The 14,153-nt window shown below is 65.5% G+C and carries 13 protein-coding genes; 10 read left to right on the plus strand and 3 right to left on the minus strand.

The genetic code is table 11. The features are described from left to right. Position 1: 1 nt before the first annotated feature. On the minus strand, positions 2-1,195 hold the full coding sequence (locus CAG46_RS15755) for an ABC transporter substrate-binding protein (RefSeq protein WP_085616116.1): 1,194 nt from the start codon (positions 1,193-1,195) through the stop codon (positions 2-4). Positions 1,196-1,346: 151 nt separating this feature from the next. Between CAG46_RS15755 and CAG46_RS15760 the strand changes: the two genes are divergently transcribed. After that, a complete protein-coding gene (locus CAG46_RS15760) occupies positions 1,347-2,621 on the plus strand; it encodes a histidine kinase (protein ID WP_085616118.1) in 1,275 nt (424 codons plus the stop codon). Continuing rightward, positions 2,621-3,259, plus strand: a complete 639-nt coding sequence (locus CAG46_RS15765) for a response regulator transcription factor (protein ID WP_046613887.1) — start codon at positions 2,621-2,623, stop codon at positions 3,257-3,259. Before CAG46_RS15760 ends, CAG46_RS15765 begins: the two co-directional genes overlap by 1 nt. Before the next feature lie 180 nt (positions 3,260-3,439). Here CAG46_RS15765 and CAG46_RS15770 read toward each other — a convergent pair whose 3' ends face one another. Together CAG46_RS15770 and exaA are read right to left on the minus strand one after the other, a co-directional pair. After that, positions 3,440-4,099: a pentapeptide repeat-containing protein gene (locus CAG46_RS15770; protein WP_085616120.1), complete on the minus strand. Its 660-nt coding sequence runs from the start codon at positions 4,097-4,099 to the stop codon at positions 3,440-3,442. A 178-nt stretch (positions 4,100-4,277) separates the two neighbouring features. Next, positions 4,278-6,173, minus strand: coding sequence for a quinoprotein ethanol dehydrogenase (gene exaA / locus CAG46_RS15775; protein WP_085616122.1), 1,896 nt, complete (start codon positions 6,171-6,173; stop codon positions 4,278-4,280). A 254-nt stretch (positions 6,174-6,427) separates the two neighbouring features. On the opposite strand from exaA, the gene pedF reads away from it, so the two are divergent. The 8 genes from pedF to pqqD all read left to right on the plus strand — a co-directional run bounded on the left by pedF (position 6,428) and on the right by pqqD (position 14,092). Then, positions 6,428-6,889 carry a cytochrome c-550 PedF gene (gene pedF / locus CAG46_RS15780; protein WP_046613884.1) on the plus strand — a complete coding sequence of 154 codons (462 nt, stop codon included), beginning with the start codon at positions 6,428-6,430 and terminating at the stop codon, positions 6,887-6,889. Between the two features lie 5 nt (positions 6,890-6,894). Next, positions 6,895-7,770 carry an ABC transporter substrate-binding protein gene (locus CAG46_RS15785; RefSeq protein ID WP_085616125.1) on the plus strand — a complete coding sequence of 292 codons (876 nt, stop codon included), beginning with the start codon at positions 6,895-6,897 and terminating at the stop codon, positions 7,768-7,770. Positions 7,771-7,948: 178 nt separating this feature from the next. After that, positions 7,949-8,716, plus strand: coding sequence for a quinoprotein dehydrogenase-associated SoxYZ-like carrier (locus CAG46_RS15795; RefSeq protein WP_085616127.1), 768 nt, complete (start codon positions 7,949-7,951; stop codon positions 8,714-8,716). A gap of 40 nt (positions 8,717-8,756) precedes the next feature. Further along, the gene (locus tag CAG46_RS15800) at positions 8,757-9,689 is read left to right on the plus strand and encodes a quinoprotein relay system zinc metallohydrolase 1 (RefSeq protein WP_085616129.1); all 933 of its coding nucleotides are present in this window, start codon (positions 8,757-8,759) and stop codon (positions 9,687-9,689) included. A gap of 267 nt (positions 9,690-9,956) precedes the next feature. Then, positions 9,957-11,741 (plus strand): PQQ-dependent alcohol dehydrogenase PedH, encoded by a 1,785-nt coding sequence (gene pedH, locus CAG46_RS15805; protein ID WP_025339553.1) that lies wholly within the window; start codon positions 9,957-9,959, stop codon positions 11,739-11,741. A 162-nt stretch (positions 11,742-11,903) separates the two neighbouring features. Then, positions 11,904-13,424 (plus strand): aldehyde dehydrogenase family protein, encoded by a 1,521-nt coding sequence (locus CAG46_RS15810; protein ID WP_025339552.1) that lies wholly within the window; start codon positions 11,904-11,906, stop codon positions 13,422-13,424. A 271-nt stretch (positions 13,425-13,695) separates the two neighbouring features. After that, positions 13,696-13,767 (plus strand): pyrroloquinoline quinone precursor peptide PqqA, encoded by a 72-nt coding sequence (gene pqqA / locus CAG46_RS15815; RefSeq protein ID WP_003253598.1) that lies wholly within the window; start codon positions 13,696-13,698, stop codon positions 13,765-13,767. Positions 13,768-13,819: 52 nt separating this feature from the next. Continuing rightward, complete coding sequence (gene pqqD / locus CAG46_RS15820; RefSeq protein WP_025339551.1) at positions 13,820-14,092, plus strand: pyrroloquinoline quinone biosynthesis peptide chaperone PqqD; 273 nt, start codon at positions 13,820-13,822, stop codon at positions 14,090-14,092. Positions 14,093-14,153: the final 61 nt, after the last annotated feature.

Raw genomic sequence — 14,153 nt, forward strand, 5'->3', positions numbered from 1 at the left:
GTCAGGGGTAGCCGCAGGTCACTTCGGGCTTGTCGTAGCCCAGGCTGTCCATTTCGTTGAACGGGTGCAGGAAGCCCTCCTGCGGCGAGGTGCTGACCAGGGCCCGCGGCTGCACCAGCGGGATTGGCTGGCGCAGCTCGCCGTTCCACGGGCGGTAGCTGAGCTTGCGGCCCTTGAAACCGTCCAGCGGCAACTGCTCGCTGAGCAGCAGTTGCTGCAGGGCGCGGGGCTCGGCCTGGCGCAGTTTGCTCACTGCGCTGGCGACGCTGCGCACGGCCATCCAGGCGGCGAAGTCGCGGTCGTTCATCCAGCGCCCGGCCTGGGCTTCGAAGCGCTTTTGCAACTGCGCCGCGCCGAAGGTTTCCACGGTCTTGTGCCAGCCGGTGGGGGTCAGGCCCTGGGTGCCGGCCACCGGGCGCGGGTACCAGGTCTGGTAGGGCAGGTACTCGCCGAAGTCGCCGCGCTCGTCGGCCACCAGCACCACGTCGTACTCGGCGGTTTGGGTGAACAGCGGCATGTCGGCCTGGGCGCTGCGGCGCTGGTCGTTGTCGAATGTCCAGGCTTTCTCCGCGACCAGCTGCATGCCAAAGCGCTTCATGGACCGGCGCAGGGCCGCCGCGTAGGCGCGGTCGTCGTCGGTCTGGCCGACGATCAACAGCGCTCGCTGCCATTTGCGCAGTACCAGGAATTGCGCCAGGGCATCGGCCAGCATGGCGCGGCTGGGCAGGCTGTGCAGCACATTGCCCAGGCACTGGCTGCTGCGCAGGCTGTCGTCCGGGCTGCCGGCGTTGAACAGCAGGCTGTCGGGCAGGGCGGCAGACAGCGCGCGCAGGCTGGCGGCGGGGGCATTCACCACGAACAGCCGCAGGCCCTGGTTGTGCTGGGCCTTGGCGGCTTGCAGCAGGGCTTCGGGGCTGTCGACGCTGGCATTGGCCAGGTGGAATGCCTGCTTGAGAAAACGCCCGCTGCTGTTGCTGTCGACAATCGCCAGTTCGGCGCCCTGCAGCCCGGCATCGGTGGGCTCGGGAAGGATGTTGGATAGCAGCGGGCCGGGATCGGGGCGATAGCCGAGGTAGCCGATGCGCACCTGCAACGGTTCTGCGGCCTGGGCCTGCGCAGCGGGCGCCGGGCTCGCAGAAAGCGTCGCGGCCAGGGCCAGCAGGCAGGTCAGGGCAAGGTGGGCAGGCTGGCGCATAAGGCAACTCCACGGCAGATGGCGCCAGCATAGGAAGCCCGCCGGGAGGGGGAAATATGCAGAAAGTAGCGCTCGGCCGGTACCAAGGTAGTAATTCACCACACGGGGCCGGGTTTTACGATGAGCCGCAGCCCCTGGAGGAGAATTGCCCATGCGCCTTGTCAACCTGTCGGCCCTGTGGCGAATCAACCTCTGGGTCACCTGTTGCTTCGCGCTGGTGACGCTGGCCTGTGCCGGGGTGCTGCTGCGCCAGGCGGTGGCTGATGTGGAGCGGGAGTTGCAATCGGCGCAAGCCGTGGTGGCGTACCTCGGGGACACCGCCGAACGCGCCCCGCAGAGCCTGCAACCACGGCTGACGCAAAGCCTGCGCCATGTGCGGGTGCACTGGCTGGCGGCGGATGAACCTGCGCGGCTGCCGCAAGAAACCGGCCTGGATGCCTGGCTGGGCCGCCAACTGCTTGGCCAGCGCCATGACAGCAGCCGGCTGCTGGAGCTGGGTGACGGCCGCCGGGTAATGATTGCCGTGGATGCGCGGGATGAAATCGACGAGGTCCGCGACTCGCTGCAGCAGCTGTTGGTCCTGTGCGGCCTGGCGTTGTTGCTGAGCTTGTTGACCATCCGCTGGGCGGTGCGGCGGGGCATGGGACTGCTGGACGAGCTGCTGCAGGCCTTGCGCCAGGTCTCGGGTGGGCAATTGACCGCACGCCTGAATGAGGCCGGCTTGCCGGAGGCGCGCCAGCTGGCCGAGCATTTCAACCGCATGACCGCATCTCTGCAGCAGGCCCGGGCCGACAATACCCAACTCACCCAGGCCCTGCTGGCGGTGCAGGAGCAGGAGCGCACCCAGCTGGCGCAGACGCTGCACGACGACCTCGGGCAATACCTGGCGGGTATTCGGGCCCAGCTCTGCCTGCTGCGCATGGTCGCCGACCAGCCCGCCGTGGTGGCGCAGACGACACGTACCCTGGAGCTTGATTGCGAACGCCTGCAGCAAGGTTTCCGCGCCCTGGTACACGACCTGTACCCGCTGGCGCTGCAGCACATGCCGCTGGCCGAAGCCTTTGGCCTGCTGGTGAGCCAATGGCAGGCCAGCCAGGGTATCGATTGCCGCCTGCGGGTCGGCGAGCAGTTGCCGGCACTGCCCGGGCCGAGCAGGACGCATCTGTATCGCTTGCTGCAGGAGGCATTGACCAACGTCGCCCGGCACGCCGGCGCCAGCCAGGTGCGGGTGCGCCTGCAACGCAGCGCCAAGGGCTTGCGCCTGCTGGTTCGCGACAACGGTCGCGGTGCCAGCCAGCCCCAGCGCCCCGGGGTAGGCCTGCACTCGATGGCCGAGCGCGCCCGCAGCCTCGGCGGTGAACTGCGCATCCTCAGCCGCCCGGGTGCCGGCTGGGCGCTGGACCTGAACATTCCCATGGAGGTGTGATGAATATCGTGTTGGTCGATGACCACGCCGTGGTCCGCCAGGGCTATGCCAGCCTGTTGCGGGCAGTGCTGCCGACAGTACAGGTGCGTGAGGCTGCCAGTGGCGAAGAGGCGCTGGCCCGGGTTCAGGAGCAGGTGCCCAACCTGGTGATCATGGACTTCGGCCTGCCTGGCATCAGCGGCCTGGAAACCACCCGGCGCCTGCGTCAGCGCCTGCCGCAATTGCGGGTGCTGTTCTTCAGCATGCATGACGAACTGCCGCTGGTGCGCCAGGCGCTGGATGCCGGGGCCTCGGGCTACCTGACCAAGAACTCGGCGCCCGAAGTGCTGATCGAGGCGGTGCAGCGGGTGTTGGCCGGGCATGCCTATATCGAACAGCCCCTGGCCACCCAGCTGGCCTGCACCTCACAGCACAATGCCAGCGACCCGCGTCTGCAGCGCATGACCCAGCGTGAGCTGGAGATTTTCGTGATGCTTGCCAAGGGCACACCGGTGCGGGGGATTGCCGAGCAGCTGTGCATCAGCGCCAAGACCGTGTCCAACCACCTGACCTTGCTCAAGAGCAAGTTGCAGGTCAGTTCCCATGCCGAGCTGGTGCATCTGGGGATTGATCTGGGGGTGGTGCGGGTGGCGGGGTGAGGTGTTCTGCTATCTGGACTCTGCGCAGAGCCTTGTAGGAGCGGCCTTGTGTCGCGATGGGCCGCAAAGCGGCCCCCAGGGGCTTCAGCGTCAACGCAGCAATCGTCGGGGCTGCTTTGCAGCCCATCGCGACACAAGGCCGCTCCTACAGGGGGGCCTGCGCAAGGCAGGATATCGGGCTCAATTGTCCCAAGTCTCGGGGCACCCCTTGCACCCCTCCATGTTGGCCTCCTGAAAATTCCCGTAATGCTGCCGCGCCCCGCGCAAGTCGGCGCGGGCCAGGTTGCTCTGGCCAAACTTGGCCTCCTGCAGGTTGGCATCGCCGAGGTCGGCCTCTTGCAGGTCAGCCTTGCTCAGCCAGGCCATTTCCAGGTCCGCCGCCCGCAGGTTGGCCTGCTGCATCTTTGCCCCTGACAACCTGGCGAACTGCAGGTAGGCCGCGCTGAGGTCGGCCTTGGCAAATTGCGCACCCTGGGCATACAGGCCCCAGCCTTGGATAGCCACGAGCCGGCTTTGGCTCAGGTCGGCCAGGCGCAGGTTGCTCTGCTGCAGGCTGGCGCGGGTCAGGTTGGCGCCTTGCAGTCTGGCCTTTTCCAGGTTGGCCAGGTCCAGCCGGGCATGGCGCAGGTCGGCATCGCGCAGGTCGGCACCGGCCAGGTTCATCTTGCGCAGGTCCTGGTTGGCCAGGTTGGCGCCCCGCAGGTCGGCCCCCGGGCACTGGCTGGCTTCGGCAATCACGCAGCCGTTGATGGTCAGGGGGGTATCGTTGCCAGCGTCGTCGGCATTCTCGGCCATGGCAGGGGCCAGCACGATCAGCAAGGCAAGTGGCAGGTAGTTCATGGCGAAAGGCTCTCAATGTGAAGTCGGGTATGCACCCTGGGGCCGCTTTGCGGCCCATCGCCGGCAAGCCAGCTCCCACAGAAACTGCGCAACCCTTGAGACCTGCGCTGTACTTGTGGGAGCTGGCTTGCCGGCGATGGGCTGCATCGCAGCCCCAGTGATGCGTCAACTCATGCAGTCAACGCTGTGCAGTCTTGTTGTCCCAGCTGGGGATCTTGAACACCCAGAACGAACCACCCTGGGCCACCGGCTTGGTCAGTTCGGCCATGTCGCCACCCCATAGCGGCACCGCGCCGCCGTAGCCCACGGTCACGCCGATGTACTGCTCGCCGTCCTGTTCCCAGGTGATTGGCGGCGAGACGATGCCGCTGCCGGTCTGGAACTTCCACAGCTCCTTGCCCGTCTTGGCGTCGAAGGCCTTGAAGAAGCCGTCGCCGGTGCCGGTGAACACCAGGTTGCCCTTGGTCGCCAGCACGCCGGCCCACAGCGGCAGCTGCTCCTTGTGCTCCCACACCAGCTTGCCGGTGCTCGGGTCCATGGCGCGCAGGGTGCCGACGTGGTCGTCGTACATGCGCTTGATGCGAAAGCCCATGCCCAGGTAGGCCGAGCCCTTCTTGTAGTTCACTTCCTCGGTCCAGTACTCCTCCTTCCACTGGTTGCCAGGGATGTAGAACAGGCCGGTGTCCTGGCTGTAGGCCATGGGGTTCCAGTTCTTGCCACCAAGGAAGGGTGGCGAGACCTCCACCGGCTTGCCCTTGGTTTCTCCCGGCAGCGGTTTGGCCGGGCGCTGCCCGGGGTTTTCCACCGGGCGCCCGGTCTTGAGGTCGATGTGGCTGGCCCAGGTGATGTTGTCGACGAAGGGGAAGGCGTTCTGCAGTTTGCCGTTGCTGCGGTCCACTACGTAGAAGAAGCCGTTGCGGTCGGCGTGGCCGGTGGCCTTGACCAGCTTGCCGTCCTTGCCCTTGTAGTCGAACAGCACCAGTTCGTTGTTGCCGGAGAAATCCCAGGCATCGTTGGGCGTGTGCTGGTAGAACCACTTCACCTCACCGGTGCTCGGGTCGACGCCGACCTGCCCCGAGGTATACAGGCTGTCGTAGTCATGCGGGTTGCCGCCTTTCGAGGTGCGCGCCCAGGTGTTCCAGGGGCCGGGGTTGCCAGCACCGACAATGATGGTGTTGGTCTCGGGGTCGAAGCTGGCGCTTTGCCAAGGCGCGCCGCCGCCGTGGCTCCAGGCTTCGACCTTGCCGGTTTCGGTGGTGGGGTCGTCCGGCCAGGACGGTGCCTTGACGTCACCGGTCGGCGTGCTGTCCTTGCCGTTCAGGCGGCCCATGTGGCCCTCGACGAAGGGCCGCATCCACACCTCTTCGCCGGTGTCCGGGTCGCGGGCGAACAGTTGGCCGACCACGCCGAATTCATCGCCGGAGCTGCCGTGGATCAGCAGTACCTTGCCGCTGGTCTTGTCCTTGATCAGCACCGGGGCGCCGGTCATGGTGTAGCCGGCGGCGTGGTCGCCGAACTTCTTGTTCCACACCACTTTGCCGGTGCGCTTGTCGAGGGCGATGACCCGCGCGTCGAGGGTGCCGAAGTAGATCTTGTCGCCGTAGATCGCCGCGCCACGGTTGACCACATCGCAGCAGGGGCGAATGTTGTCCGGCAAGCGGTGGTTGTAGGTCCACAGGCGCTTGCCGGTTTTCGCATCGAGGGCGAACACCCGCGAATAGGAGCCGGTGACGTAGACCACACCGTCACTGACGATGGCCTGGGATTCCTGGCCGCGCTGCTTTTCGTCGCCGAAGGAATAGGACCAGGCCGGGGTCAGCTTGAACACGTTCTGGTCATTGACCTGGGCCAGCGGGCTCCAGCGTTGGGCGTTGGTGCCCATGCCGTACTGCAGCACGTCCTGGGTGGTCAGGTGGTCGTTGGCGATGTCTTCCCAGGTCACGTTCTTGCCGGCAGGTGCGGCTGGGGCGGTGGCGGCTATGGCCGCGTTGCTCAGGGCCAGGCTACCGGCCAGCAGCAAGGCCCGCACGCTCAGGGCCAGAGGGGAAAGGGCGGGTAGCGTTCTTGTTGTCATGGTTGCAGTTCCCAGTGGAGGTTTTGGCCTGCACAGGGTGGGACGCGGCGGGCGTCGCCGGATACGGAAAATGTCCCGCCCTTGCCGGGAATAGTTCCCGCAGGGCACCTCATTTGGCCCTTCGCCACAAGCCCTACTACCAAGGGAGTAAGGCGCGGCCACCAAAGCAGCATTCGGCCGCTTGCGGGCTGTTTCTAAGATGGCGCCACGGCCTCTGTGGTTGAGGCCTTGCGTGCAATCGTGAGGGCATAAAAATGACAACAAAACGCAACGTCTTGCTGGCTGCCGGGCTGCTTGCCAGTGCGGTGCTGACCGGCACGGCCTGGGCACATGGCAATGTGGTGCCCCAGGCCGTGGAAACCCAGGGCCTGACCCCGATCAAGGACGCTGGCGTAACCCTGGACGGCGATGGCTGGGCGGCGGTCAACCCGTACCGCAGCTCTCCCGAGCACGACAAGGCCGTGGAAATCGGTGCCTCGGCCTACAACCAGAACTGCGCCGCCTGCCATGGCCTGGAGGCCAAGTCCGGGGGCATCGCCCCGGATTTGCGCATGCTCGATGCCGGCGAGGCCGGGGATGAATGGTTCGTCGAGCGTGTACGCCATGGTGCGGTCCGCGACGGCCGGGTGTACATGCCGAAAATGGCCGACTACCTGAGCCAGGAGGCCCTGTGGGCGGTGCGCACCTACCTGGACAGCGTGCACGTCGAGGAGTGACGGCCATGCGTCTGTTGGCGGTGCTGTTGAGCGGCCTGCTGCTGTGTTGCGCAGCGGCGCAGGCGCAGGTGCGCAGCTACGACGCGATCATCGCCGCTGGCGAACTGAAGGTGGCGGTGTACAAGGACTTTGCGCCCTACAGCTTCGAGGACCACGGCCAGCCGCGCGGTGTCGACGTGGAACTGGCGCAGGCCCTGGCCACGGCGTTGGGGGTGCGCTTGCAGCTGATCTGGGCGCCACCTGGGGAGAAGCTCGACGACGATCTGCGCGACTATATCTGGCGTGGCAGCCCGCTGCGCCACCAGCAACTGGCCGACCTGATGATGCGGGTGCCGTACGACCATGCCTACGCGCAGCGGCGCAATGAGGTGGGCGAGCTGGAAAACGCCCAGGTGGTGATGTTCGGCCCCTATCAGGAGGAGCGCTGGCAGGTCGCCTACGATCGTCGCCGCCTGGCCTCGGTGGCCAGTGTCGCGGTGTTCCAGCAGCACCCGATCGGGGTCGAGGTGGACAGCGTGCCGTCGTTCTACCTGACTTCCGTGTTCAACGGCATGCTCAGCGCCAGGACCCATCATTACCCCAATGTGCAGCAGGCCTTCGGTGCCATGCAGGCCGGCCAGGTGGACGCGGTGATGGCGATGCGCGGCGAGGTTGACTGGCAACTGCACCAAGCCGCCGACCCGCAACTGGCCCTGGCGGAAAACGCCTACCCGAACCTTGGCAAGCAGGCCTGGGAGATCGGCATGGCGGTGCATGAAAGTAACCGGCAGCTGGCCTATGCGGTGGAGGAAGCGCTTGAGGTGTTGATTCGTGATGGGCGGATGAAGGCGATTTATGCCAGTTACGGCCTGCGTTACCAGGTGCCGGAGATGTATCAGTAACAAGCTTCGCAGGCTTGTGAGTTTGTAAAAGCAACACATCCCCCTGTGGGAGCGGGTTCACCCGCGAAGAATGCGACGCGGTATATGGCACCGGCTTCGCCGGTGTTCGCGGGTGAACCCGCTCCCACAAGGACCGTGCACTGTCAGCCAGGTTTGCGTTGATCAAAAGGAGTAGGTGATGAACTGGCGAGCGACTTTCCTGCTGGCCTGCTGGGTGCCCTGGGCCGCACAAGCCCTGGCCAGCGAGCCAGGTAGCCAAAAGGACCCGGTGCCGTCGGTGATGTGGGACTTCTACCACAAGCAGCTGCTGGGCCAGGCCGCATTCGTATTCGATGACCGGGTCAAGCTGCTGGCGCCGCCATTTGCCGAGGACGCCCGCCAGGTGCCGCTGGAGATCGACGCCCGGGCGTTCAGCGGCGAGGTGGTGCGGATTCTCGCCTGGGCCGAACTCAACCCGCTGCCGCGCATTGTCGACTTCCAGCCCGGCGAGCGCGTGCTGCCATGGTTGTCGATCCGCATCCGCATCGAGCAGGCCACACCGCTGCGCGCTGCGGTGCTGACGCGCGACGGCCTGTGGCACGTCGGCTCGGCCCTGATCGATGCCGCTGGTGGCGGTTGTACCGCGCCCAGCGTGGTACGTACCCAGCCCGGCTGGGAAGAGCACCTCGGTGAAGTCCTGGGCGGGCGCTACCCGCGCGGCGACAGCAGCCGCTTGCGCCTGCAGGTGGCCCACCCGATGGACAACGGCCTGGTCAGCGGCATTCCCGAATTCTTCCTCAACCATGCCGAGCTGCAAGGCGCGGACGGCCAGCGCCTGGCCAGCCTGGAACTGTACCCGGCGGTCAGCGAAAACCCCAACCTGGGCTTCGACATCCAGGGCCCCGGGCCGACCCGGTTGGTGTTGCAGGACAACAGCGGCAACCAGTTCGAGGCAGCAGTGCCCTGAACGCGCTGCCCGACTCCATCCCTGACCAGAGGCGCCCGTCATGCGTTGCATTCTGCTGTTGCTGCTGTGCCTGGGCCTGCCGGCCTGGGCAGACCTGGACTATCGGCTCAAGCCCCGGCAGGTCGCCGAGGGCACCTGGCTGCTGGAGGGCAGCACCGACAATTTCGCCAAGGACAACGGCGGCAATATCGTCAACACCGCGTTCATCGTCACCGACAGCGGGGTGGTGGTGATCGACAGCGGGCCGTCGAAACGCTACGGCGAAGTCTTGCGCCAGGCCATTGCCGCCACCACCGACAAGCCGGTGGTCGAAGTGCTGCTGACCCATCATCACCCCGACCATGTGCTGGGCAACCAAGCCTTTGCCGATGTGCCCATCGGCGCCCTGGCCGGTACCGGCGAGCTGTTGCGCCAGCAGGGCGAGGCCATGGCCGAGAACATGTACCGCCTGGTCGGCGACTGGATGCGCGGTACCGAGGTGGTGCTGCCGACCCGGGTGCTGGAGCCGGGTATTCACGAGGTGGGTGGCCACCGCCTGCGGCTGCTGGCGCTGGGCGGGCATACCGGTGCCGACCTGGCGATTCTGGATGAAAACACCGGCGTGCTGTTCGCCGGCGACCTGGTGTTCCACGAGCGCGCGCTGACCACGCCCAACAGCCCGGGGCTGGAGGTGTGGCTGAAGGACCTGGACACCTTGCAAGCGCTGCCCTGGAAGCAGCTGGTACCCGGTCACGGACCGCTGGCCAGCGATGCCCGGCCGTTTGCGCAGATGCGTGATTACCTGGGCTGGCTGGATGGGTTGATGCGTGACGGCGCGGTGCGTGGCGATGACATGGCCGAGATGATCCGCAGCCCGATACCCGAGCGGTTTGCCGATATCAGCCTGACCCGATACGAGCTGATTCGCAGTGTCAGCCACCTGTACCCCCGCTACGAACGCCAACAGCTGCGGCGCGTGGACAGCAAGGGCTGACACGGTCCTTGTAGGAGCGGCCTTGTGTCGCGAAAGGGCTGCAAGGCAGCCCCGGCAATTTCAGCCATGGGCACAAATCCTGGGGCCGCTTCGCGCCCCTTTCGTGACACAAGGCCGCTCCTACAGGGGGCCGCGCAAGTTCACTGATACCAAGGAACTAGAAAATTCCGCACTGCGGGCAATTGTTGGCAAGCAGGTCGGGACCAAGAATTCCCGACACACCGGGAAGTTTTCCCGGATACAACAAAAAAACCAAAGGTAGCCGTCATGACCCGATCCACACGTCGTCCCGTGTTCGCCTTGAGCCTGGTGCTCAGCGCCATGCTGCTTGCCGGTGCAGCCCACGCCGCTGTCAGCAATGAAGAAATTCTCCAGGACCCGAAGAACCCGCAGCAGATCGTGACCAATGGCCTGGGCGTGCAGGGCCAGCGCTACAGCCCGCTGAACCTGCTCAATACCGACAACGTCAAGGACCTGCGGCCGGTCTGGGCGTTTTCCTTCGGTGGTGAGAAGCAGCGCGGCCAGCAGGCCCAGCCGCTGGTCAAGGACGGGGTGATGTACCTGACCGGCTCCTACTCGCGGGTGTTCGCCGTGGACGCCCGTACCGGCAAGAAGCTGTGGCAATACGATGCGCGCCTGCCCGATGACATTCGCCCGTGCTGCGACGTGATCAACCGCGGCGTGGCGCTGTACGGCAACCTGGTGTTCTTCGGCACCCTCGATGCCAAGCTGGTGGCGCTGAACAAGGACACTGGCAAGGTGGTATGGAGCAAGAAGGTGGCCGACCACAAGGAAGGCTACTCCATCAGCGCCGCGCCAATGATCGTCAACGGCAAGCTGATCACCGGCGTTGCCGGCGGCGAGTTTGGCGTGGTGGGCAAGATCCAGGCCTACAACCCGGAAAACGGCGAGCTGCTGTGGATGCGCCCGACCGTGGAAGGGCACATGGGCTACGTGTACAAGGACGGCAAGGCGATCGAAAACGGCATTTCCGGCGGCGAGGCAGGCAAGACCTGGCCCGGCGACCTGTGGAAGACCGGTGGTGCGGCGCCTTGGCTGGGCGGTTACTACGACCCGGAAACCAACCTGATCCTGTTCGGCACCGGCAACCCGGCACCGTGGAACTCGCACCTGCGCCCGGGCGACAACCTGTATTCCTCGTCGCGCCTGGCCCTGAACCCCGACGATGGCACCATCAAGTGGCACTTCCAGAGCACGCCGCACGACGGCTGGGACTTCGACGGCGTCAACGAGCTGATCTCGTTCAACTACAAGGACGGCGGCAAGGAGGTCAAGGCCGCCGCCACCGCTGACCGCAACGGCTTCTTCTACGTGCTGGACCGCACCAACGGCAAGTTCATCCGCGGCTTCCCCTTCGTCGACAAGATCACCTGGGCCACCGGCCTGGACAAGGACGGCCGGCCGATCTACAACGAGGCCAGCCGGCCGGGGGCGCCGGGTAGCGAGGCCAAGGGCAGCTCGGTGTTCGTGGCGCCGGCGTTCCTCGGTGCCAAGAACTGGATGCCGATGGCCTACAACAAGGACACCGGGCTGTTCTACGTGCCGTCCAACGAGTGGGGCATGGACATCTGGAACGAAGGCATCGCCTACAAGAAGGGCGCGGCGTTCCTTGGCGCCGGCTTCACCATCAAGCCGCTCAACGAAGACTACATCGGCGTGCTGCGCGCCATCGACCCGGTCAGCGGCAAGGAAGTATGGCGCCACAAGAACTTCGCGCCGCTGTGGGGCGGGGTGCTGACCACCAAGGGTAACCTGGTGTTCACCGGCACGCCGGAAGGCTTCCTGCAGGCGTTCAACGCCAAGACCGGCGACAAGGTCTGGGAGTTCCAGACCGGCTCCGGCGTGCTCGGCTCGCCAGTGACCTGGGAAATGGACGGCGAACAGTACGTTTCGGTGGTTTCCGGGTGGGGCGGCGCGGTGCCGCTGTGGGGCGGCGAAGTGGCCAAGCGGGTCAAGGACTTCAACCAGGGCGGCATGCTCTGGACCTTCAAGCTGCCCAAGCAGCTGCAAACGGCAAGCGCCAGTCGCTAAGCCGATAACCCGCCGCTTGCTGCAGCAGACCCTGCGGCAAGCGGCCCTACTACCAAATGACGAGAGCCCCGCTGCCAACGATGCATTCGCCCGGCAGGCGGGGCTTTTTACCATCGGCCCATCGCCTGTCGCCGGACAGGCATCGACCCGCAGAGGCTCAGCATGATCTACGCACAACCCGGAACCCCAGGCGCCATCGTGTCCTTCAAGCCACGCTACGGCAACTTCATCAACGGTGAATTCGTGCCGCCGCTGGGCGGCCAGTATTTCACCAACAGCTCGCCGGTCAACGGCCAGCCGATTGCCGAGTTCCCGCGCTCTGGCGCCCAGGACATCGAGCAGGCCCTGGACGCCGCGCATGCCGCTGCCGAGGCCTGGGGCAAGACCTCGGTGCAGGACCGCGCCCTGGTGCTGCTGAAGATTGCCGACCGCATCGAACAGAATCTCGAAGTACTGGCCGTTACCGAAAGCTGGGACAACGGCAAGGCCGTGCGCGAAACCCTCAACGCCGATGTGCCGCTGGCGGCGGACCACTTCCGCTATTTCGCCGGCTGCATCCGCGCCCAGGAAGGCGGCGCCGCCGAGATCAACGAAGGCACCGTGGCCTACCATATCCACGAGCCGCTGGGTGTGGTCGGGCAAATCATCCCGTGGAACTTCCCGCTGCTGATGGCCGCCTGGAAGCTCGCTCCGGCCCTGGCCGCCGGCAACTGCGTGGTGCTCAAGCCGGCGGAGCAGACGCCACTGTCGATCACCATTTTCGCCGAGCTGATCGCCGACCTGCTGCCGGCAGGCGTGCTGAACATCGTCCAGGGCTTTGGCCGCGAAGCCGGTGAAGCCCTGGCCACCAGCAAGCGCATCGCCAAGATCGCCTTCACCGGTTCCACCCCGGTGGGCTCGCACATCATGAAGTGCGCGGCCGAGAACATCATCCCGTCCACCGTCGAACTGGGCGGCAAGTCGCCGAACATCTTCTTCGAAGACATCATGCAGGCCGAGCCCGCGTTCATCGAGAAGGCAGCCGAAGGCTTGGTGCTGGCGTTCTTCAACCAGGGCGAAGTGTGCACCTGCCCGTCGCGGGCGCTGATCCAGGAGTCGATCTACGAGCCGTTCATGGCCGAGGTGATGAAGAAGATCGCCAGGATTACCCGTGGCAACCCGCTGGACACCGCGACCATGGTCGGTGCCCAGGCCTCGGAGCAGCAATACGACAAGATCCTTTCCTACCTGCAGGTTGCCCGGGAGGAGGGCGCGCAGTTGCTCACCGGTGGCGCTGCCGAGCGGCTCGACGGCGACCTGGCCAGCGGTTACTACATCCAGCCGACCCTGCTCAAGGGCAACAACAAGATGCGCGTGTTCCAGGAGGAGATCTTCGGCCCGGTGGTGGGCGTGACCACCTTCAAGGACGAAGCCGAAGCCCTGGCGATCGCCAACGACAGCGAGTTTGGCCTGGGCGCGGGGCTGTGGACCCGTGACATCAACCGTGCCTACCGCATGGGCCGTGGGATCAAGGCCGGGCGCGTTTGGACCAACTGCTACCACCTGTACCCGGCGCATGCCGCGTTCGGTGGCTACAAGAAGTCCGGAGTGGGCCGCGAGACGCACAAGATGATGCTCGATCACTACCAGCAGACCAAGAACCTGCTGGTGAGCTACGACATCAACCCGTTGGGCTTCTTCTAAAACCTGGGATGGCCTCGGGGGCTGCTTTGCAGCCCATCGCAGGCAAGCCAGCTCCCACAGGTACTGCATGGACCTTGAACCTTGTGCAGTACCTGTGGGAGCTGGCTTGCCGGCGATGAGGCCAGCACAGCAACACATTACTCCTCGGCTTGTCGCTGCCTTCCTACCAACGCACCCCGCAAACCTGTCCCAAAGTAGCATTCGGCCCCGCCGCCCCTCGTGCATTAATGCCTCTACCGGAATCGCCCGGCACCAAGAAGAGGAATGCCCCATGTGGACTAAACCCGCCTTTACCGACCTGCGCATCGGCTTCGAAGTGACGATGTACTTCGCCAATCGTTGATGCCTGTCCGGCCATCACCGCGATGGCCGGTTCTTCACTGAGCAAGCCTGTTGTGAACCTGATCGATCGCGAACAAGCCCTGGCCTTGCGCAAGGGCTTTCGCCTGCGCTGGGAGCCGCGTCAGGCGTGCCATGTGCTGCTGTACCCCGAGGGCATCATCGAGCTCAATGCCAGTGCCGGCTGGGTGCTCGAGTTGCTGGACGGCCAGCGCAGCGTGGCGGCTGTCATCGACCGCCTGGCACAGCGCTTCCCCGGTGTGCCGGGGCTCGACGAGGACATCCTGGCGTTCCTGGAGGTGGCCCGTGCCAAGTACTGGATCGAATGAGCCGTGGTCACGCTTTGGTCTGGTTGCTTTCGCTACGGGATGCTTTACGCTGGCGGTTACC

The sequence above is a fragment of the Pseudomonas sp. B23(2017) genome (genome assembly GCF_002113725.1).
GTDB lineage: Bacteria > Pseudomonadota > Gammaproteobacteria > Pseudomonadales > Pseudomonadaceae > Aquipseudomonas > Aquipseudomonas putida_Z.

Excerpts from the sequence above, each read along its gene's own strand:
- pedH (WP_025339553.1), top strand. The coding sequence starts at position 9,957 with ATGACCCGATCCACACGTCGTCCCGTGTTCGCCTTGAGCCTGGTGCTC.
- exaA (WP_085616122.1), bottom strand. The coding sequence starts at position 6,173 with ATGACAACAAGAACGCTACCCGCCCTTTCCCCTCTGGCCCTGAGCGTG.
- CAG46_RS15795 (WP_085616127.1), top strand. The coding sequence starts at position 7,949 with ATGAACTGGCGAGCGACTTTCCTGCTGGCCTGCTGGGTGCCCTGGGCC.
- pedF (WP_046613884.1), top strand. The coding sequence starts at position 6,428 with ATGACAACAAAACGCAACGTCTTGCTGGCTGCCGGGCTGCTTGCCAGT.
- CAG46_RS15785 (WP_085616125.1), top strand. The coding sequence starts at position 6,895 with ATGCGTCTGTTGGCGGTGCTGTTGAGCGGCCTGCTGCTGTGTTGCGCA.
- CAG46_RS15810 (WP_025339552.1), top strand. The coding sequence starts at position 11,904 with ATGATCTACGCACAACCCGGAACCCCAGGCGCCATCGTGTCCTTCAAG.
- CAG46_RS15760 (WP_085616118.1), top strand. The coding sequence starts at position 1,347 with ATGCGCCTTGTCAACCTGTCGGCCCTGTGGCGAATCAACCTCTGGGTC.
- CAG46_RS15800 (WP_085616129.1), top strand. The coding sequence starts at position 8,757 with ATGCGTTGCATTCTGCTGTTGCTGCTGTGCCTGGGCCTGCCGGCCTGG.
- CAG46_RS15755 (WP_085616116.1), bottom strand. The coding sequence starts at position 1,195 with ATGCGCCAGCCTGCCCACCTTGCCCTGACCTGCCTGCTGGCCCTGGCC.
- CAG46_RS15765 (WP_046613887.1), top strand. The coding sequence starts at position 2,621 with ATGAATATCGTGTTGGTCGATGACCACGCCGTGGTCCGCCAGGGCTAT.
- CAG46_RS15770 (WP_085616120.1), bottom strand. The coding sequence starts at position 4,099 with ATGAACTACCTGCCACTTGCCTTGCTGATCGTGCTGGCCCCTGCCATG.